Below are 21,910 nucleotides of genomic sequence, written 5' to 3' on the forward strand. Positions count from 1 at the left end.
ATGTTAAACTGCCGCTAATCCCGCTTGCCGCTGAGCATCGGCAGCCCCAAATCGCCTCACGCTCCCACGGGGAGCAATCGCTAGGCGCTGATGATAAGGATGATATTCGAACCCCATGGTTAACACGCCGACATCGCCAAATCAGGCGATGCCTCAAGAGACGACTGCGGTCGCAGCGCCATATTCGGCGACGCACCGTCGCGGTTCTACACTCAAAAAGCGCTTAAAACAAAGCTTGATAGCCACCACTGTGGCTGGCCTGTTAGCTGGCGCGGCGCTAACCATTTGGATAGTCAACAGCCAAACCGAAGCCCTGATCCTTCGCGTCGCGAATTATGCCTTAAGCGGCATGGACGGTGAGCTTAGCGATATTCGTTTAGGCCCCATGGGTTTAGAACATTGGCACATTCGCTCTGCGAGCCTGCGTGTACATGACTCGTATTTAGTGATCAATAACCTGGATATTCAGCTTGAACTCAACTGGCCCAAAAGCCTTGAAGAACTGAAGCAACTTGTCCAAGTTGAGAGCTTGACTCAAAAAATCAAGCGCATTAGTACGGGCGAGATAGACGTTGAACTCGGCGCATCACTGCTGGAGCGAAGCCCCACCATCGCCGATGAACAAACGCCAGCGTTGGCGTTAAATATCAAATCTTTACCTTTAATTGATATAGGTAAAACCACACTCAGATTAGCGCCGCAAGCAGAGCTTCCGGCCTATCAGCTGGTGATGGATAAACTCAGCCTGAATCATCAAGCTGAATTAACCACAGCCTTTAGCAGCCCTGAGGGTGAACCGTTAGCCCAGCTTGCCGCGACGCTTGGCAACGAACAATGGCGCTTGAAGAGCGAACTGAATATCGCGCCGCTACTGGAAAACCTGCATCAAATTGGCCTGCGCCAAACCCAAGGGAGCATCCTCAGCCAATTAACCCTGTGGGATCAACAGTGGCAACAACTTGGGATAGGATTAAGTGGGCAATTAAGTTCTGAGAGTGCAATGACACTCGCCAGCGGCGAAATTACAAGCCGCCACCGCATTCAGCAACCCAGCATCAGCTTAAGCCATTTTGCCGACTTAACGCTCGCGCCGCAGCCGGCTTTAGGGTTTGAGCTTAGTGGATCACTTGCCTCACTCAATCTCACCCTTGAGCCCTTTAGCCTTGCGCTTACGCCGAATGCGGCACAGCACACCCAGCTATTAGCGGCACTTAATCAGTCTCTGCAATTGAGCGATGTGGACTATCAAGCGCTCCTTACCCTGCTCTCGGGGCTGAAAAGCACCGAGGCGCCCGTGGGCCTTGGCCTTTCGATGACGGCGCCGCTGCACTATGCACTGACATCTCAAGCGAACACCCATAAACCCATACCGATGCCCGCATTAGAGGTAACCACCCTAGGCAGTAAGCTTGAGACGCGTATTCACTTACAAGATATCCAGTTAACGCCCACGCCAGATGCTTGGAATGTCAAGAGCCGCTGGCAACTGGTGCTTAAGCAAACGACCCCACTGTCGCTGCAGGAGCTCTGGCGCGCAGCCCCGCAGGATCTCAGTTGGGGCGCGGGAATGCTGCAAACGGCGGGTCATGTCAGTGTTGCTCAGTCACCTCAAGGGCTGAATTGGCAAATCAGCACTGCGCCAGTGACGAGTGACTCAAGTGACACTCTGCAATTTGCGCTGGAAGATGTGCAGCTACAGCAAACGGCGCAAGCCGCCGAGCATCAAACTAAACAGACGCAGTTAAGCCTTGGCAGTATTCAGCTCAACGCCAAGGCCCCCATGGCCGCAAGCGCAACTCCCTTAGCGGCTAAGGATACGACTGGCGCACAATCGACCGAGTTTGCCTTCAAGCTGCCGCCGCTCTCACTTGCCTTGTCGCAGCTGCGCGTGAGCCAAACGGTAGAGAATCTTGCGGGCACCGCCGCGACCGCAATACAGAGCAGTCGCAACGATATTAGCCTCAAGGCGTTCACCCTTGAGACATCAAAGCCGATGCTCCTCGATTACTCGTCATTGCAATCCATTGCAAATACTATTCAATCGAGTCATTTGACTAATCAAGTTAACTGGCAAGCGCAGCAACTCTTGATTGAAAAGCAGCTCAGCGCCAAAGGCCGAACACGTAAGCAGACTGTCCTTAAACTGGATAATTTGGCACTCGCGCAGACGTTAAACTGGCAAAACCAGCGTATTAACGGTCATGAACAGTGGCAAGTCGGCACGGTTGAGCTACAAAGCGATCATCAATTACAGTTCGCCACGCCTCACAAGCCTCTGCTGTTAACGGGCCAGTGGGTTGTCGATACCAGCATGACAGAGGCTTTGTCTTTGCTTAATCAAACCCAGCCCTTGCCCGCTGAGTTAAATGTGACCGGTCATAACCAATTACAGGCACAATTTAAGCTGACACATGAGCCAGAGCAGACCCAATTTGCCATGCAAATTACCCAGTCGATGACAGAGCTGGAAGGTTTTTATCAAGACACGACCTTTGAAGGCGGGAAATTACAGGCCCAATGCGAGTTCACCTGGGGGCAATCCTATAAGTCGCCGCAAGCGCCAGGCTATTTCAGCAGTTTAAGTCGGCTGAACTGCCCGCAGACCATGATGACTTTTAACTTGTTCGATCCCGGCTTCCCCTTGACCGATATCGAAGTGGAGGCCGATATTGTCCTCGCCAAGGATGCCGAAAAGCTTCCCGACAATTGGCTGCAACAACTCACGGGCTTGAGTGATACCGACGTGTCGATGACTGCTAGGGGCAAAGTATTGAGCGGCCAGTTCTTACTGCCTGATTTTAATTTAAAATTGCAGGACAAATCCCACGCCTATCTATTATTGCAGGGCATGAGCCTTGAGGAAGTGCTGCGCATTCAGCCGCAAATTGGTATCTATGCCGATGGTATTTTCGATGGTGTATTACCCGTGGATTTGGTCGATGGCAAAGTCTCGATCAGCGATGGCCAACTGGCGGCCCGTGCGCCCGGCGGCCTTATTGCGATTTCAGGCAATCCGGCGGTCGATCAAATGCGCCAATCGCAGCCTTATCTCGACTTTGTATTTTCGGCACTAGAACATTTAGAATACAGCCAGTTATCCAGTAGTTTCGATATGGATCAAACCGGCGATGCCAACTTGTTAGTGGAAGTCAAAGGCCACAGCCGAGGGATTGAACGCCCCATCCACTTGAATTACTCTCATGAAGAGAACATGCTGCAATTATTCAGGAGTCTTCAGATTGGTAACGATCTGCAGGACAGAATCGAAAAATCCGTGAAGTAACAAGGAAACCTCAGTGAAGATCATTCAATTACAGCAAGTGAGTTTAGGTACATTGCTGCTACTGGCGGCATTGCAAGGCTGTGCGCCAACAGTAAAGATTGAGCCGCCTGACAAACCGATTGTGATTAATCTCAATGTGAAAATTGAACACGAGATAAAAATCAAAGTGGATAAGGAGCTAGATCAGCTTCTATCAGATGATAAGTTGTTCTAATCACAAAGAATTGAGGAATATACAATGAAATCAATACCACTCAAAACCCTGCTACAAAAGCCCACATTACTGCTGTTGCTCGGCCTTAGTTTATTCAGCTTAAATGCCTTTGCCATGTCATTGCAGGAAGCCAAAGCCCAAGGTTACTTAGGTGAACAGCTCAATGGCTATTTAGGCCTAGTGCAAAATAATAGCGAGGCCAAGGCCGTGATGGACGATGTGAATAACAAACGCCGCGCCCATTACGAAACCATCGCTAAAAAGAACAATATTTCTGCCGCAGATGTCGCCAAATTAGCTGGTGAAAAAGCCATCGCGGCTACAGACAAAGGCAACTATGTGCAAAATGCTCAAGGCAAATGGGTTAAGAAATAGCCTTTTTTAATGACAATTGAGCACCGACTAAACCCATCGAAGAACGCCTGCAATTGCAGGCGTTTTGTTTATCGAGATCGACCGCCACGAGCATGGTAATCCTCCTGATGGCTTTGCTCCCTCAAACTAACAGTACAGGTGTTATTTTCTGCTCTTTTTCTTGACGTAACAAAGCTATAGCTGACTCAAACTCCACAATCACACCACCCGCAGTTGTTTTGGCAATATAGGCATCATTAGTCTCTAGACTGAAGTGGCATAGTGAATTTGTCATCAAGGAACGGAGGTAAATGCTTAGGAACACCCTTGCGGATTTTCCAGATCCCAGACTTTGGATCGCGGTGTGGTTGAGTCATAAATGCCATCGTTTTGTACCACCCTTTTGTACCACCTTAAGGTGCCAAAGGTTGGTGAGCCATTGGATTTAGCAACTATAATTCATAGGTTTATGATAGAAAAGAAAAAACCCGACCATGTGATCGGGTTCTTAGAATGTGGCGAGAGAGGGAGTCGAACTACAGGCTTAACACATTGAAAAACATAACTAATAAAGACGCATAACAGGACAGCATTACTTTTTGCATTACTTCCAGTTTTTGATAATTTCTTCAATTAGACCAATGACTTACCCTGAGAATTCGACTCCTTAACTTCTGTTCAAAATAACAACATAACCAATTGTATTTAATGGATTTAATTCAATTTCAAAAAAGTCAATAAAAATTTAAAACAAATAACGCTAGTCGTCATTTTTAACCAATATTCGCACATCTGTGACTTATTTTGATAGCTTCAATGTCTAGATCAGACATCGTTTCAGTAACGGTTTCATCACTGACTGGCAAACGTGAGATAACGCTTGCATGATCTGTAAGTTTTAGTGGACAACGACAAGTATACTCTGCCACAAATTACATATCAGCCAGTTTTTGGAAAGTTTTAGGATGGGTTCTTAATACTCGTTCCGTTTCTGACTTCACGATTTGACGCCCAAAGTCACCAGATAAATCAAGTTGCTTGGTCGCTTTGATCTTCGGCCTTGTGACCACTTGAACCCCGTAAATTTCTAATTTTCTATTTATCATTCTATAGCTTCATGTACTTCGACTTGCTAACAGTATACATATCCCATCAAGCTAAAAATGCGAATTGACAGAACGTCAATCAGATGCCGATATCCGGCAGTATTTCCTTGCGAACAACCGAACAAAGACTTGTTGTTTGGCGGCATCGACTTATGCGACAAGCCGCTAAGTCTCTTGTAACTAAAGCTGTTTTTGTAGCGACATTTGTAAATAAATATAGCATGCCATATACTTAACCATCGATCTCATTCGCTTTGGCTATCACCTCTGTTTGCTTTTGGGTCGCCTCTTCGATAACTTTTGCAAAAAACTTTCTTTTCTCCCTGGATGATGCGTTGCGCACAAAATCAGAGAAAGCGGTCGATTTGACCTTACGACACTTGGTAATCATTAATACCTCGCAAACCTGCATCATGCTGCACGATCATCCAGTATGACATCAAATAAAATCAACGATTAAATACCTGTAATTAAATGATAATTTTTAAAATCGGCTCTTTAATATATTGTTTGATTAATAACTTTCACAACAATAACCTTTGTACAGCTACCTGTAAGTGGTGTCAGCTTTGGTTAAACTTTGAATTATAAAGTGATTGATTGCGTTACTAAGCATAATCCTCAAGGCTTACACGGACCTCAACGCACATCATAAAGTCTCTCTGCCGTTATCCATAAATCCGATGGATTGCAATTTAGCGCTTGGGCTAGTTTCCACACTGAAGCGATAGATGCCTTAGCCACACCGCGTTCAACGCTTGATACAAACGAACGAGCAAGTTCGGCCTTATCTGCTAGCTCCTCTTGGTTAATCCCCACCTCAACACGACGCAACTTAATTGCTCGGCCGAAGGCCAACCCAATTTTTAACACTTCATCATCATTCACTTGAGAACCCCAGGATATTGAATACTGGATAATTCTCAAGGACTCATGATAGACAAACCACGCCATAAACATTACATTTAGACCTGTATAGTGTTCATTTTGTTTTTTTACATTAAGAACACCTACCGATAGAAAGTAAATATTTTCTTTCAGAACAAGCAGTGTCTTTAAACACGCTAATTAAAAGGAGTTACACATGTCAGTCGTAAAAACCATGTCAATCATAGGGATGGTGTTTTTCCCTTTATGCCTCATTCTTGCTTCTGCATTTGCAGACATCGATCTAGAAGCTTCAGCTGGATGGGGGATGTTTGCCGCCTTATACGGGATTGGGTATTCCATCACTGTTTTTGTTAAAACTAAAAATGCAGCTAATAGCGCCACCTAAACAATCAATTGTGCCCCTAATGTGGATAGGGGCCTCAATCTACTGATTACCAATCAGCTAGTAGCAAAGTGAAATACTGTACAGCGACGATTAGCGCTATAAATGCAATGCCAATTTACACAATTAAAATTCCATTTAATGCCCTTCATCGTTAGCTGTGTATCACAAATTTAAGGTGTGTTTAAGATGAAGAAATTGCTTTTTACTTTTGCGCTGCTCGGGATGACTAGCGCTTGCAGTGATTCAAAACCGAATGTTGAAATTGAAGTTTACGACAGAGCGGGTTTTTATATCAAATCAATCGAAGTGAAGGTCAAGGCTATTGAAGATGATGTCATCGTAAACGACATCATTGTAAACAGAGGCAACTGTGAAAGCCTTTTCGAAAAAAAAGGTTTTCCCAAACAGCTTAAATTTGGTCAATCTACTTCAGTCTCTTATGGAGGCTCGTGTGATCTAACACAAGTTGACGTAGTAACCAATAATGGGAGCTGGACAGTTACCTACTGAGTTGACCTTAATCTGATACAGGAGGTGCTAACCTCCTGTGCTAGCAAACGAAATCCTTTGTACAAGCCATCTTGAATAGCTAGAGCCCTATTCTGAAAAACGCATCAAAAAGCCTCAACAAAAAGGCTTATTGGGTAACGCCAGTTAGCATTGTGCATTTAAGTCTAGCCAGCCTTATTTACTTAAGCATTACATGCTACATAACCGTCAACTGTGCCTCAATAGCTCGTAAAGGCTACCGCACTTCTGCTCGTACTGCTTCTGCGGAGGAGAGATCCCCTCGGAGACAATTCACTCTCGGCCGTCAATGCCCCGAACAATATAGCCTAGTCGCCGAATATATCGGCATCTTCAATAATGCCAAGACAAACTCAACACTGAGATGTCACCACCACAAGCTAAGGAATTGTTTGTAATGGTGACGTTACCTTCTTCTAATTCTAATTCTAATCCTCTTCCTCATCATAACCCTGGTATTCATCATGGTTAGGATTTAACTGGTTAGCATGGTTATCGAGGCTATCCCAGTAAGCATCATTATTTGGATTCATGCTGTCACTACGATCATCGTTTGGTGTTCTGCTCATGATGGTTTTCCTCGAAGTTTAAATTTAAGTGTTTGAACAATTGCTATGAGAAAGCCTAATGTTTGGGCGAAATAGCTCGGCCCTTTAACTGACTGCAACAACATTTTCTAATGCCTTTACTACTTGCTCTAATTCTTCAGGCGTTGCACATCGTGAGCCAAATTTCGCCCTCTCTTTTGACAGTTGCTCAAACTCGTCTTGATTTTCAAGCAAATGCTCTGCTAACTCTAATGGCGTCTGTTTGCCGGCGTCACGCTGCCAGGCCATTTTAGGTGCGATCGCAATTAGCTGCCGCACTGCATGCAAGTTACCCATCCAGGTAGCGGTATGAAGCGGAGTTCTCCCATCAACGGTGACCAAATCTAAACGACATGGCAGGTTTAATAGGTAGTTCACACAATCAACGCTGTTTGATTTAGCTGCTGAATGAAGAGCTGTCATACCTTTTATGTCTTGTAAATCCGGATTGGCACCCGCCTCAAGCATGATTTTGACCAATTCAGCATCACCAGCTTGAGCCGCCAGCATTAAAGGTGTTTGCCCTTTAATATCAACGATATTAAGTTGTTTAGGATGCTCTTTTGCAAGTTGGCCAATAAAGTTCCGCCACTTTTTGAGCCACAAATTAAACCTGTCCACTTCGCCCTGTAACTCAAGGGGGGCAATTTGCTTAATAATTGGTAACCGCTCAACAAAGTTACTTCTCATTTTAAACAGCAACATTAAAACAGTGTTACCGTCCACTTCCGGTAAGTTTGAATTGAGTAGCTGCCGGTTAGATTTAATCCACTGGGACAGCTCGCTTTCTGTGCCTGCAACAAGCAGTTTCACGATTTCTTTGAAAGCCCTATCAAATTGCTTGCTGTTACCTCTGACAATTGCCGGCACACCCGGATAAGGTTTATAAAGTGTTTCCCAAAAATAATCAGATACCCACCGCGCTGTATCTTCAATTGAAGGTATTTGATCACACTCACTCATCATTCCACCAGCAAGCATCTCACGATAAAACTTTTCATGGTTGTTATGAATTAGTTTTTGATTGGCGACCGATAAAGCGAAAGCATCTCTGGCAATCTCGCCACGCACCGGACCGTAGTTGCGATCATTTACAGCATCTAGAGCTTCCCTAAAGCATTTCGCTGCATCTTCAAATTGGTTGCAAGCCAGCAAATGCTTAGCTTTATACTGGAGAATAGGCGCTTTCCAGAGTTCATTGCCTTTGTTTTCATCTACCTCGGCAAGAAGCAAAGCAACTTTTGCGGCAGTGTCTTTTGGTCTTTGCTTACGATCACCATTCAAAAAACCACCCAATTCTAAAAGAATGGCTTGAACAGTTTCAGCAGGCGACGCAGCTAGCTCACGCAAACGATTTGTAGCGAGGGTTCTTGCATTAGTAGACAGCCTAGGATGCGCAGCAACCTGACTTACCACCCAGTAACTTTGTTCATGCTGCAATGCTCTCCAGGGAGAGGCAACTTGCATTCTCGATAGCAGCTGATCAGCTCTCTCCATTTCAGAAAAGAACAACTCAGCTCTCTCAACATTACGCCGGATAATTTTAGCTACCGACTCTGAATTCATGCCAATATGGCATTCCAACGGCTCGCCAGGTTGCATGGCATAAAAACGACGAGTTAGCAGTTGTGCTAGTTCTTGATTGGCCGTTGTATATCGTGACGGGAGTATTGACAGGAAAATACCGAACTTATCCCACTCAGGAAGCTGCTCCTCAAACCAACGATTTTCTGCAGCCACACCTTGATCAGCACAATTACGCCAAGCTCCAATTGTCGTGTTATAAACAAATTTATAAATACCAGATAGTTGCAGTACTTTGTTTTGCTGTTCATCTACGCACTGACGATCAATATCAGGACACAGAAACTTCAATAAGCGCGAGTATCCATCCTGCACAGTACGCGCAAGCAGAAGGCGCTGGCGGATGGTTTTCATTGACGGCGTAGCATAGCGTTGCGTTATGCACGCCATAAATCTGGCTTGCTCTTCCTCACTGGCACTGCCAGCTAATATGGCCTCCAACAGCCCTGGTTGAGTCATCGGGATTTCCATACGCAGCAGCTCAGCTGAAAGGTTTTTACTTCTAACAAAGGCTAACGCGGTATCGAACTGCTGGGCAGGTGTTTGCGAGTTATCAAGTTGAAATGCGCCTGCGAAGCTTAGTTGCGCATCATCTGCAAAATACTTTTCGATAGAATCAGGGCTGATGGGTGTGGCAGATCGCCAGTTATATAAAGACCGTCTCATCGCCTCATGCTGGCCATCAGTAGAATCACTACGTTGATCAGAGAACACTTCTAGTGGCATTCCGAGCAAGTCAAGCAACCAGTCTACCACTTGCGCAACTGGCATATATAAAGTGGCATTTCCGTTATGTTCAATAATCTCAGGAAGATACCAGAATCGACCGCCCGGCATACCCGCATCTAACGGCTTAGGCAGGTTCCAAAATGCAACTCGACGTGCAAGGCCTGGCACGAGAAAATAGCCCAACATATCCCAGACAATTTGCCGCTGGTCTGCAGCAAAGGTCCATGTATTGAGCTCAATATGCTTATAAGCATTAGCAAACTCCATTAGGTTATCCATTGCATTGAGTTGCATTCGCGGATCCATGTCAAAGGCGTCAAAGACAGCCTCTAAGGTTTCTACGCACATCACCCTGTGCATATCTAGGCTTAACTGGCCCTTGGCAAACTTATCTTTTTTATTGGTTGGGTAACCTTGAATCCCCGCACTTTGGCGGATTTCAAGCAAAATAGACTCAATTAGTGGCAAACTGCTCATCGTTAGTTCCTTTAGCTGACCGACTGCTGATCATTCTGGCAATTACATTCCTTGTTTTCACTGAAACCTGATGTATCCCCCTATAAAACAAATGAGCAACTGCTTTATATACTTGTTTTATAATTGCTTTCAACTAATTTGGTTGAAGTGTTTGCTTGAACCACAATCTCAAATTCTTCCTTTGTACTAGACCTATCCAAATCGATATAAACCGCGTGTTCGATTACTTCTGGTTCTAAGAGTGGATTTTTTAAAATACTTAAACTAAAGATATCCGCTGATATTTGTGAAATACATCCATATGTATCTGCCAAGTCTATCAGACAAAATCGAAACCAGAATTTGCAATTACTCCCCATATCAAGTTCAATGTCCGCTTCCCAAAAATCCAGTACCGAACTCATTATGAAACTCCTCAACACTTACGAAGACAAAGACGAAGCCGAAGTTGCTCTGACCAAGGTGCAAGGGCCAAAGCGCCTAGCCAGTGAACGGGATGATACCCAGGTCATTTACAACCTATTTGGTGAGCCTAGCTGGGGCAATTTTTATCGTCTGGAAATGTTTCAACTGCCTGAGCTGCAAACTCTAATCGCCCAAAAACAAAATGGCTTACCCTACGATGAAAAAAAGCATCGTGAGATCATCACGATGCTTCAGTATGTTGCCGGGAGCTTCGAGTTAATCATTCCCGAGCATTGGCGATAATTAGTTAAGGGAGCTCAAGCTCCCTTATGCATGCGACTGCCTGTAACTTTTCCTCAAGATTAGGCGACCATCTTACGGAATAGCTTCTCCAAATACACAGGACCCGAGTCTTCCATAAACAGCACATTTCGTTCTTCAAGCTCATGCTTAGGTGCAGACACGTTCAGTAAGTCAGAATGCAAGGTTTCTGACACGATAAATGCACTCAGGCTCAAGTCTTTGTCTGCAAGCTTTGGCTCTAGCACTTTAATCTCCTTGTATAACCCGAATTTGGCATCATCCAAATTCAGGTTTCTAATACCCTTGGGATCGATAAGGCTTAACCATTGCTTACCTGTCACATCATCAACCAGCCACAGCAAGAAATCCGGATAGAAATTACCTGCGGTAGCAAAGCCTAAGCCTCTTGATTTAGTATCCGCGTTACGAAGTAAATACAGGCTTTTATCTCCAATAGTCTCTTGGCCTTTTGGCGTTTCGATAAAAGCCTGTAAGTCCTTAATAAACGCCACTTCACTGGGCGCATCGAAGGCGGCAGGCCGCATCTTCAGTGGCAAATCGGCATTTCGCTCAAGTGAAAGCAGTGGATAATACAAGTGCCTATCAAAGGTAATGGCAATCATACCCGGCGCATCCCAGGCTTTGGCCTGGCCAATGTCACCTTTAACAACAAGTTGCTGCAATTGCTCCAAACGCTCAGCGTAATCAAGGCCATCATCCGACTCTTCGATTTCAAAGTGATATACCTTAATCATGCAAGGGTCATCTTCCTGCACCTGAGTCACCTGGTAGAACTGGCCTTCATAAGCGTTTTTCAATGTCTTATAAAAGCGGTCGGTATAATCCAGCAACAGACGCAACATAATGTCCTCTTGCTTTTTTACATCCGAGAACTGTCTTATTTCCAACTCAGACGCAGGGATCAGCAAGGTATACCAGCCGTTAGAAGCCATAGTTTTACCCAAACAAAACTTCATCAGCCGCTCTTTATCAAGCCGTAAATTCGACCAGCCTCGCTGCAATTTAAAATCCTGAACTGCGAGGTATAAACGCTCAAAGTCAAACGCAGCTACCACTTTACAGTCCAGCTTTCCTTCGTGGCGTACATTCACAGGCGTGTTAGTGCCCTTTCGGCTGGTATCAATGGCTTCGAGCTTGGGGTACAGATCCAGTTTGACGTGTGGCAGCTTGATTTTGCCCTCAAACTCCGCTGGCACTTGGTACAGCTCAGGAAAATGCACACGCTTAAATCCAAGGTTTTGGTTGTCTTTATAGCCATCCTTAAGCTTTAAGGTTTTCAGCGAAGTCACAGGCAAGTTTGGCCGGATCTCAAAATTGAGCTCCAACATTTCATCGCTTGGCGTAATCCCTTCTGCTTCAAGGTATTGCTTAAAGGTCGCCATATAGTCGGCGCGTACACCAAAAATATTCAGCGTTTCGAGCTTATCAAGATGGATACCCTTTGGACGCTGTGCCGGGGTGCTGCGCTTAAGCGAATAATCACGCCCTTTTAACCGTACTCCACGACCAAATAGCTGAATGATCTGCGAGCCTTCACCACGGCCCATATTCAACAAGCCCATGGTCGATACTCGCCAGCTACTCCAGCCTTCTGTAAACTTGCGCGACCCTATCAAGATATGCAATTTAGAATCTTTGTCATTCAGGGTATGGAACAGGGTTTTGGCAAAGTCATCCCGCTGATAATCAAAGGTCTCATCTTCTTCACACATGGCGTAAAGCGAAGGTGAATCACCAATGTTAATCAATCCAAACGCTGATGCTTCACCCACTTGCAAGGCAAGCTCGCCCTTGCTGCCAATCAGGTTCAGCACCCGCAAACGTTGACCTGAGTGAGTGGTGTTAAACAACTTTGCCAAAATGTCGGCATAGATATCGGTAGGGCCATTCATCAAGGCCGTGAAGCGGTTTTCGAAGATATTCCTGTCTTTGCTGTCCAGGATCCTGGCCTTGTTAGCGACAAGATCGTTAATCCATGCCCTCGCTTGAGCTTCATGGTTTAAAAACCACGCTAAAAATTTAAGTACGGCATGAATATCAGAATCTTCGCCGCCAACGGTGTTACCCACAAATACCCATAGCGGCTTTTCAATATTGAACTCAGTCAGCTTATCTTTGTGCTTATTAAACAAGTACTGCTGCTGATAGAAGCTTAACAAACAGGCTGTGAAGTACTCATAGCGCCGTTCATCATGCTTATCCTGTTCTGGGTTCAGGTTAAGGATCAGCGACTCCTTGCCATAACCATCTTCATAGAAAAATTTGTACGAGTAATCAAACAGCACTGACTTACCGTACACTTCCCGCGTGGCTTGAATACGCGCATCGCGCTGCTCTTCCGTGTCTAAGGCCAGCTGCGCTAATTGCTCATTTGAAAGTTTGCCCAGGGCTGTGGTATCAAACAGCATCTTGGCCTTTTTCTTTCGGATATCCTCTTCCAATGCATCGACAGTTTTGCCGTCAGATACGGCCTGACCAAAGGTGGCGGAATACTCAAAGGCAAAGCCATCGCGGGTCAGTTTGTCACGGCGGCGCATCCAGGCCCCTGCAGCAGTGCCAGTGCCTTTATGGCCTTCATCAATCAGCACCAGGTTTCTACCTTCAAAAGCTTCAACAGCGACCGTTTTGTCACCCATGTCATCGGCAAGCTTGTTGATATCAATCACTTCTATCGTGCCTTTAAATGGCGTCGGCTTAGATTTATCAAACAGCTGAATATGCGAAAAACCCGAGTCATACAGCTCATTCATGTGCTGCTGCGACAAGCGCTCATCCGGCGTCAGTAGAATAATTTTGTCAGGGTAATGGCTGGCATTGCCATTTTGGAAGTAATGTAAATACTGCAAAATATTGACGTGCAGCAGCAGGGTTTTGCCCGAGCCCGTCGCATTCCAAAATGCCAGCTTGTTCAAGTCATCCAGTATATAGTCTCTAAACTGGTTAGCTTTATCTTTCGCCGTTGCACTGTTTTCGCTGTTGTAGCTTGTCAGCTCGCGATTCAACCCATCAAGCAACTCTTGCTTTCGGTTGAAATGCCAGTCGAGGTAAATCTCGGTAAATAGCAAGGAAAGGTACTGAAAATACTTCATATTCAGTACCGTATCTTCTTTACGGTTACGGTGCTCGGTGATCTGCTGCCAGTGCTTAACAATGTTCAAGTCGTAGCGACGCAGCTCATCAAGGTCGATTAAATCCACCTCAAACAAGTTACTGCACAGCTCATGAAAAAACAGGCTCTGGCCATCCTCATGAATGCCCTCGAAGCGGTCTTCGCCCAAGCGCAGTTTTAATCCGTGTAAGCTGCCATCTTTAAAAAAGCGGAACATAAAGCGATTCAGCACCAGCTGCTTATGGAAGCTGAGCTTGCTGTTGGTTACCTTTTTTACCGCCTTGCCCTTGCCTACTGTGTTTTTTGTTTGTGGAGCACGCGCCATGGTTACGCCTCCTCTGCAAACATCAGGCTTAAGAATTCTGGCTCTATCTGGCGCAATTTCAGGCTACGCACCACTTCAGCGTCGTCACCATCAACCGTAAAGGCGGTTGGCAGATTGTGGTCGCCATTAATGTAAATCACATCAAAGGTCTGCTCTTTGGCATAGAGATCGAAACGATTGGCATATTTGGTTAACTCTTCATAGCCAATTTTGTCGCAATCACGCCACAAAATCAGGGTGCGTTCGCCCGTTGGTAATGTGCCTTCAATACGCACATAACCGCGTTCGATGTTGGACTCAACCGATTTAACATGCAGACCAATCAGGAAATTAAAAGTTTCTACCAAGTCAATCGGCTTTCGCTCTGTCGCGCCAGCCGAATCAGTCGCAATATCCATTTGATAGTTAAAAGGCTTGCGGAAATTATCGATATTAAGCAAAGATTCTTTACTTTCTTCCTCTAGCATATATTTCAGCAAGTAATCATCAGCGACTTCTGCAGACAGGAAATTAAATAAATCCACATCCTTTTTCGCTAAAGAAATATTGTTTAACGTGTCTTCATATGACTCAAGACTAATTATCTTAACAATTTTTTCAGACGAAAAATCAGTCAGTGGCTCACCATTTTTCCACTCAGAAGACATCAACAACCTTGTAATTCTTGGCTTAAGAGTGTCGTCAAAATGAGCCCCCATTTCGATTAAAGTAAACTTACGTTCACCTCGATCCTCTGCATTTAAACTTATTATTGCATGTGCTGTTGTTCCAGAACCACCAAAATAATCAAGTACGTCAGCGTTTTTATCGTGTTCCAACGATGAGATCAAACGCGAATAAAGTTTAGATGAATGAGCAAATGGAAAAGAAATACCCAAATTATCTAATTCTTGCTTACCTCTAAATCCACTTCTAAGCATACTAGGCAATTGACTACTTTCATTATCTCGAAGAAATACCTTTCTTCTCGGTATTTTATTATGATCATCACCAAATAATATTGCATTGTTTTCTAGATGATAATTCATAGTTTCTGGCTTATAACGCCAACCATATTTTGGAACAGGGCACGCTTTTTTTGTTATGGGATGTATTAAAGGTATAAAATATTTAGGATCTGTTCGTTGATCCGTAGCAGTCATATCCGCAGATCTGAATACTTCACCATTACAGTCCACATTGTCATAAATCAACTCTGCTTTGGAAAGAGAATCTTGAGACTTAAGCCATAAGCGCCATGCTTTTTTGAGCTCATCTGCATCTTTAATATTTTTAGTCAGATTTTTTGCTTGAGAAAGCATTTTTTCAATATTTTCCTTTTGAGATTTCAACTTAACTGCTTGATATTTAGATCTCCACAAAATATATTCATGTTGAGTTGCCAACCCATGAGTTCCTGTCACTGGAGAACCTTTATCCCAAATCATATTACCTAAATCTTGACTAAAAATGCTAGATGCTAGAATTGATAAATGTTCAAATTCATGTTCATCGATGTGACAACAAAAAACACCATCATCCTTTAGAAGTACCGAACTTTGCTCCAGACGATCCTCCATCATTGACAACCATGATGAGCTTTTAAAATTATTTTTGTATAAGAAACCACTAGTCTCCGTGTTATATGGAGGGTCAATGTGGATCATATCAAATTTTTTTTGTCGTGATGAAAGTAACCGCAAACCATGCGCATTATCACCCTTAATCAACAAACCAATTGTTCTTAATTCAAAATCAGATATTGAATTAATTACTTGCTGCCTTTCTTTAAAACTTAAAAGAGATGTATCAACTATTGTGTTATTGTAAGACAAAAAATTATTCCTGATATCTTCTGGAAGAATTTGAAGTGGCACTAAATAATCAGTGTTAACTACAAACTTTTTCTTATTCCAAAGTTTCTTCTGAAAATTCTCGATTTGTGCCAAGAAGGTGATCAACTCTTGGGCCACTGCCCGCAAACACTGGATCATCCGCAATTGTTTTTCGATATTGGCAAACACCTGCGCATTTTGCAGGTTATCCAGATTCATCACTTCATTTTTGATGTAAAAATCCAGCTCATTGGTTAAGAATCCGCCGAGATCTTTATGAATAAAGTAATCTGCGGTGTTGCGCTGAGTGTAGGTTGTCAGGTGGCGTTCAAGTTCTGTGCGACTTGGGTTACTCTCGGTTGGCGCGCGTTTGGCAAGCTCGGCCCAATACTGCTGCACTTGGGGTTCAGAAAGAATAGTAGCAATCGCAGATTGCACCAAGGCATCTTGCTTGGTGCCTTTTTTCATTGCCTTGTATTCAAAATGAATGACCAATTCCTCGGTTTCAATGGCTTCACCATTAACAAACCCTGTGGTTTTGATCACTTCAACCGGCTGGTAAGCTTGCTCAAACTCCTCGCCTTCTTCATCAATCTTGGTACGGGTATGTGGCTCAATCAGCACAAAGCGACGATCGGCATCGTTATCTTTACGGTTGTCTTTGGCGGTATCGGCCGCCAGCAACTTGAAACTAACCTTGCGACCATCATCAAGCTTAAAAGCATAGTTGGCAAAGTTCTCACCGCTTTTGATGTAATACTGGTCTTTATTGGCCCAATGCAGCATGACTTCTTCACCGGCATAGGGGATGGCATAAGTATCGCCTTTGTAGCGGCGCTTGCTGATAAAATCGCCGTTATCGTAGTAGCGTGAGAAAAAGGTGAGTAGGTGTGAGAACACGGCATTTTCATGCTCTACGCTACCTGACGCCATACCTGCCAACTGCTTTCTTAAATCTTGCACTTTTGGGCTTTGATCCGGCTCGAAGCCCGCATCGGTTGTCGCTTTAATCGCCGCTTGCAGCTGCTGCTCTAACTCAGCTTTGTTAGCATTTCCGGCATCCTTGAGCGCAGCCTGAATTTTGGCTTTGAGTTTGTTATCCAGGTAATCGTTTATCTCATCAGCACGGGCGTTAAGGATACGATAAATGCCAAAATCCAACTCTGGACGGTCAATCTGAAAAATCTCTTTGAGTTTTTTTACTAGCTCGTTGTATTTGCTCATTGGGTTATCTCGAATCACTTTTTAAATCGTAAAGGGTTATGCCACATGCCAACGGATGGTAAACAACTCGGAAATGTGGGTCTTTTGTTTCATACGGGCTTCCAGGGCTGCGATGAGCTCGTCCCGCTTATCAGCTATTTCGTCTTCAATATCGAAAATGGCCATCCGCTGGCGCTTTTGTAGCCTTTCAAGCTGCTTGAGTTTTTCTTGGGTTTGCTTCTGCTCTTCAGTCGTTTGCGCCAAGCGAGACTCGCGCTTTACCGACTTAATTTGCGCCTTGGTGTCGCGCAGTGACTCTTCGGCGGCAAACATTTTATCTTCGGCCCACTTTTCCAGTTTGTCGCGTTCGACCTCAAACAGTGCATTATTTTGTTCCATGACTTCAGCCAACTTGGCCTCTATTTGACGGGTTTTCAGCACCACTAAGTCAGCTGGGGGTTGGTTTACGTCAACGGCGTGGGCCGTGGTGTTAATGGTTGCGTCAAGATTGAACAAGCGTTTACAGGCATCATTGTCAATCAGCTGGCCTTTATCTGTTCTGGCGGTGAAGAGCAGAAACTCCTGCCGATTGAAAGCATCCACCGCCAGCATATTTAAGGTTAACCACCCGGATTGGCCCTGGAGCTGCTCGGCAACTGAGATTTTGGTTTGATGTTTGCTGTAATCAAAAATCAAATGGGCATTCGCCGTCGGCTCCGACTTGGCAGAGTCAATGACATGTTCACCGAGAGGATGGTTGATGCGATAAGCAAAGCTGTGATTATCCTGCACTTGCAAGGCACTGTTGCCATTTTCTGCTTTGCGAAGCAGCTGATATTGCCCCATGGGCTGATGATGTACCGGCTTTTGCAAGGTAAAACGGTAATGTTGATGATCAAAGGCTGCGTAGGGCTGCAACTGATGATGGGTTACCGCCCAAAACCAGCGGCCAACCTTATCCAAGCGGTCTTTGGCCTCGTCCAACTTAAGCTTTAAGATATCGTGAATATCTTCATCGAAGTGCTCTAGCAGCTGTGCTTGGGTATGCTGCATTTTGCTGTTTATCTCGTCTTCGAGTTCCTTTTGCAATGTTTCAAAGGCGGCTTCAATCTCTGCCGGGGTCCGGCAAGATTCATAAATGGCTTGAATACGCTTTTCGAAATCCACACCACTTTCAATGCTGCCAAGCACGCTGTCAGACGCGCCGAATACGCCATCGAACAGATTAAACTTTTCTGTGAGCAGTTCGAGTACGCGCTGATCAGCTTGATTTCGCTCATTGAGGAAGTTGACCACAACCACATCAAACTTTTGACCATAACGGTGGCAACGACCAATGCGCTGCTCAACACGCTGCGGGTTCCAGGGTAAATCGTAATTGATGAGCAACGAGCAAAACTGCAGGTTTACCCCTTCTGCCGCCGCCTCTGTGGCTATCATGATTTCGGCGTGATCTTTAAAGTAATCAATAAGCGCTGTGCGTTTATCGATTTGTGCAGAACCGGTGACGCGCGATGAGCCGTGATATTCTTCGCGCCAGTGCTGATAAATTTGATTGGCTTGTGGCGTAGTATTGGACCCACTGAAGGTAACCACTTTGCCTGCATAGCCATTGTTTTCTAAAAACAGGGCAAGGTATTGCTGCGTACGCATGGACTCAGTGAAGATAATGACCTTTCTTGCGGCCCCCATCTCTGCCAGCTGCGCAAATCCCTTATCCAGACCAATGAGCAACTCTTTGGACTTGGTGTCTATACCAATGAGCTCTGCTTTGGCTATCAGCATGTTAAGCTCTGCGATTTCTGCTCGCAGTGCGTTTTTATCAACAGGTTTGGGTTCTGTGACCTCTTCTTGGATATCGCTTTCTTCGACAAAGTCATCTTCAAGGTCATCATCTGTGATAATTTGCTTGATGATGTCGATATCATCATCAGCAACGCCATCACGCTCAAGCTTTTCTAAGCGGTACTTTAGTACCTGTAAGTTGTTGAGCACGGCTTTGGTACTGGACGACAACAGCTTTCTGAGGATAAGCCCGGTTAAGTGTCTGTGCCGCTTGGGCAAGGCGTAACTGTCTTCCCGCTCCAGCAGTAACTGCACTTGATCGTACAGCTCTTGCTCTTGCTCGCTTGGATAAAAAGGGATGGTGATGGCTTTACGCTCAGTGTACTTAATGTACTCAAGAACATTTTTGCGCAAGGTGCGCTTTACAAAGCCTGCTAAGCGCTCTTTAAGCTCCAGGATATCGCTATCTGCTTGCATAAATTGCTTACGAAAAGCCTTGGGATCCCCAAAAGTATGCTCATCAATCAGGGTCGACATGCCGTACAACTCCATCAAGGAGTTCTGTAACGGTGTCGCCGTCAACAATAGCTTTTTTCGACCGTCTAGTGCGCGCTTAAGTGCCTGGCCCATTTTATTGCTTTCGCGGTGCGCATTTCTGAGCTTGTGCGCTTCATCTATCACCACCAAATCCCACATTTCACCCACCAGCTTATCCTCCAGCTTGGCAGCGAAGTGGTATGACATGATAACAATTTGCTTGTTATTTAGCGGGTTATAAATCCCATCCTTTTGCAGCTGACTAAAGGTTTTGGCATCGAGTACATGCGCTGGTAGGTTAAATTTTTCGAACAGTTCGCTCGCCCACTGTCTCCGCAAAGCCGCAGGGCAGATGATCAGCAGCTTTCGCTTTCTTTCAGCCCAGTACTGGCACAGCACCAAACCGGCTTCGATGGTTTTACCCAATCCCACTTCATCCGCGAGAACAACACCTTTACTCAATGGATTTTCAATGGCGAACAGTGCGGCTTCAATTTGGTGAGGATTGAGATCGACACTGGCATCAAACAAGGACTGAGACAGCCTATCGACACCGTTGTTGGCATGGAGAATGGATAATTCGTGGGCAAAGTATTTGGCGTGATATGGTGTTATATCAATCATTATTATTCCTCAAAGCCAGGCGCTATTGCTAAATTTGCTACACCATATAAAGCTTGTTTGTTTTTTAAACAAAGTTGATATTCAGGTTGTTTCAATAAATGCTCTTGTGAACAGTCAACATTCCATAGCCTCAGTAAATAACCTGCAATTGCTGCCCGAATCTCCACTTTCATCACGCCACCCGTCATGCCATAGTCCAGTTCAATTGCTTCGCTGTGCTTAATACGTGGGTGTGGTACTAACTCCAGCTCTACAAAGCGGTTCCATTGCCGGTCCTGAGTTTCGAGTTCACTTTCTTTGATAACAGAGGGCGACAAAGTGGAGTCTTCAAGCACAAGCGCTGCTTTAATTCGGGTCAGGACAAAGTCACGAAATTCACTATGCTTGCGGTCAAAGCCACGAACGTGCCAACGCAGGCCATTGTCCACCAGCGTATGCGGTACAATTTCACGCGTTGTTTCACCGCTCGATAACGACACATAGGTGATACTCAAGGCTTTGCCTTTGTGTATGGCCTCGGTAACCTTCGCCACTATCGGTAGACTCGGCTTGTTAAGGTGATAAGGCGCTTCACACGCAAGAGGTGGTTTTAGCTGGCCAGAAAAACCATCACCAAAGCCTTGGCTTAAGGTGGCTAGAGTTCTGATTACATCGAAATCGAACAGGGATACAAAAGACGCGGCCTTGAGGTGTCGTTTACGCTTTTCATCATAAACCACATTTTGTGGCGCTATCTCTTTATAACGGGCAAAGTCTTGGGTCGCTACAGAAGGGGCAATATTGAATCGTTCAACGAGATCAGTTCGACGAGCCTCACCTTTAAACATCAACACAAAATCAATGTGAGCAAGTCGCTCGCGCTGCGCAAGCGTTAAACTTTCCAATGTTAATTGAGTCAAGGTCTATCCTTAGCACGCTCGCATGGTAGTAAAACAAACTCAGAATTGTTATACAGCCTACCGAATTTAAGTAGGCCAATACTACCAACTAGTTTATCCCGCGGCTACTTCTATCGTGTGTTAGATTGTGATTTGAAGCAAAAATTAAGTTTTCTTAGGAGTGTTGAAATTTCAATCAAGTATTCATAGTCTTAACTCAATTCATCAGACATTAATCAACCTGAGATCAGTCTAATAATCCTTAAATCCACTCTATCAAGGTTAGTCACTTCTGCACGCGTGATGACGCCATGGTAAATTAACCCCATTAAGAGGCTATATGGCCCACATGCACCGTCAATATATCCCTGTCTTAGGCCAATTTTTCTTGGTTAGCAAACACACAATCCGAAGAAAGCTCCGTAAGACCCTAACTACTGTTAAAGGTTTGCCGATAATAGACTTCGGCACGATATTGGAATTCAGCCAGGATACCTGTCAATTCCATTTAACTTTCGACGCGTTCAAATAATTAGGTGCGGAATTATAACTAAAGCCACTTTCAACAATTATCTAGAATGCTTGTACACGATTGTGCCTTTCGCGTATGACATAGCTATACTAAGGTTCGTTTTATTACTGGGTTATAGCTGGTTTTTCCTCATTGAATTAAGTGAATATGGTACTTGGAATAGCATCTTAAACTCAGTAAGAGCAATAGAAATGACTTGTACTATATCTTCAGAATTATGCCACTTTACGAGTGAC

Annotated in this window: 14 protein-coding genes; 6 read left to right on the forward strand and 8 right to left on the reverse strand. The window is 44.8% G+C overall.

From position 1 onward, the window contains the following. Positions 1-115: 115 nt before the first annotated feature. The 3 genes from IEY09_RS18125 to IEY09_RS18135 are packed head-to-tail and all read left to right on the forward strand — an operon-like array spanning position 116 to position 3,872. The gene (locus tag IEY09_RS18125; RefSeq protein WP_188872141.1) at positions 116-3,283 is read left to right on the forward strand and encodes an intermembrane phospholipid transport YdbH family protein; all 3,168 of its coding nucleotides are present in this window, start codon (positions 116-118) and stop codon (positions 3,281-3,283) included. A gap of 13 nt (positions 3,284-3,296) precedes the next feature. Continuing rightward, entirely contained in the window at positions 3,297-3,497 is a 201-nt protein-coding gene (locus IEY09_RS18130) for a YnbE family lipoprotein (RefSeq protein WP_011716849.1), read from the forward strand. 24 nt (positions 3,498-3,521) lie between these two features. Further along, positions 3,522-3,872: a YdbL family probable chaperone protein gene (locus IEY09_RS18135; RefSeq protein WP_023267320.1), complete on the forward strand. Its 351-nt coding sequence runs from the start codon at positions 3,522-3,524 to the stop codon at positions 3,870-3,872. 1,724 nt (positions 3,873-5,596) lie between these two features. Here the strand turns inward: IEY09_RS18135 and IEY09_RS18145 are convergent. Then, a complete protein-coding gene (locus tag IEY09_RS18145) occupies positions 5,597-5,911 on the reverse strand; it encodes a helix-turn-helix domain-containing protein (protein ID WP_229778027.1) in 315 nt (104 codons plus the stop codon). A 130-nt stretch (positions 5,912-6,041) separates the two neighbouring features. Between IEY09_RS18145 and IEY09_RS18150 the strand changes: the two genes are divergently transcribed. Further along, complete coding sequence (locus tag IEY09_RS18150; protein ID WP_188872144.1) at positions 6,042-6,233, forward strand: hypothetical protein; 192 nt, start codon at positions 6,042-6,044, stop codon at positions 6,231-6,233. 186 nt (positions 6,234-6,419) lie between these two features. Beyond that, positions 6,420-6,743, forward strand: a complete 324-nt coding sequence (locus tag IEY09_RS18155) for a hypothetical protein (protein ID WP_188872146.1) — start codon at positions 6,420-6,422, stop codon at positions 6,741-6,743. Positions 6,744-7,189: 446 nt separating this feature from the next. On the opposite strand, the gene IEY09_RS18160 is transcribed toward IEY09_RS18155, so the two are convergent. The 3 genes from IEY09_RS18160 to IEY09_RS18170 all read right to left on the reverse strand — a co-directional run bounded on the left by IEY09_RS18160 (position 7,190) and on the right by IEY09_RS18170 (position 10,542). Further along, positions 7,190-7,330 (reverse strand): hypothetical protein, encoded by a 141-nt coding sequence (locus IEY09_RS18160; RefSeq protein ID WP_023268020.1) that lies wholly within the window; start codon positions 7,328-7,330, stop codon positions 7,190-7,192. A gap of 84 nt (positions 7,331-7,414) precedes the next feature. Then, positions 7,415-10,138: an ankyrin repeat domain-containing protein gene (locus IEY09_RS18165; RefSeq protein ID WP_188872150.1), complete on the reverse strand. Its 2,724-nt coding sequence runs from the start codon at positions 10,136-10,138 to the stop codon at positions 7,415-7,417. 104 nt (positions 10,139-10,242) lie between these two features. Next, positions 10,243-10,542, reverse strand: coding sequence for a hypothetical protein (locus IEY09_RS18170; protein WP_188872152.1), 300 nt, complete (start codon positions 10,540-10,542; stop codon positions 10,243-10,245). A 1-nt stretch (position 10,543) separates the two neighbouring features. Between IEY09_RS18170 and IEY09_RS18175 the strand changes: the two genes are divergently transcribed. Beyond that, positions 10,544-10,846: a hypothetical protein gene (locus IEY09_RS18175; protein WP_188872154.1), complete on the forward strand. Its 303-nt coding sequence runs from the start codon at positions 10,544-10,546 to the stop codon at positions 10,844-10,846. Positions 10,847-10,905: 59 nt separating this feature from the next. Here IEY09_RS18175 and IEY09_RS18180 read toward each other — a convergent pair whose 3' ends face one another. Genes IEY09_RS18180 through IEY09_RS18195 form a run of 4 tightly spaced genes read right to left on the reverse strand, consistent with a single transcriptional unit; the run spans position 10,906 to position 21,163 of the window. Continuing rightward, a complete protein-coding gene (locus IEY09_RS18180; RefSeq protein ID WP_188872156.1) occupies positions 10,906-14,301 on the reverse strand; it encodes a DEAD/DEAH box helicase family protein in 3,396 nt (1,131 codons plus the stop codon). Between the two features lie 2 nt (positions 14,302-14,303). Next, on the reverse strand, positions 14,304-17,339 hold the full coding sequence (locus tag IEY09_RS18185; RefSeq protein WP_188872158.1) for a site-specific DNA-methyltransferase: 3,036 nt from the start codon (positions 17,337-17,339) through the stop codon (positions 14,304-14,306). 36 nt (positions 17,340-17,375) lie between these two features. After that, positions 17,376-20,264, reverse strand: a complete 2,889-nt coding sequence (locus IEY09_RS18190) for an SNF2-related protein (protein WP_188872160.1) — start codon at positions 20,262-20,264, stop codon at positions 17,376-17,378. 2 nt (positions 20,265-20,266) lie between these two features. Continuing rightward, positions 20,267-21,163, reverse strand: a complete 897-nt coding sequence (locus tag IEY09_RS18195) for a WYL domain-containing transcriptional regulator (RefSeq protein ID WP_188872162.1) — start codon at positions 21,161-21,163, stop codon at positions 20,267-20,269. Positions 21,164-21,910: the final 747 nt, after the last annotated feature.

Source organism: Shewanella xiamenensis (assembly GCF_014647135.1).
Taxonomy (GTDB): Bacteria; Pseudomonadota; Gammaproteobacteria; order Enterobacterales; family Shewanellaceae; genus Shewanella; species Shewanella xiamenensis.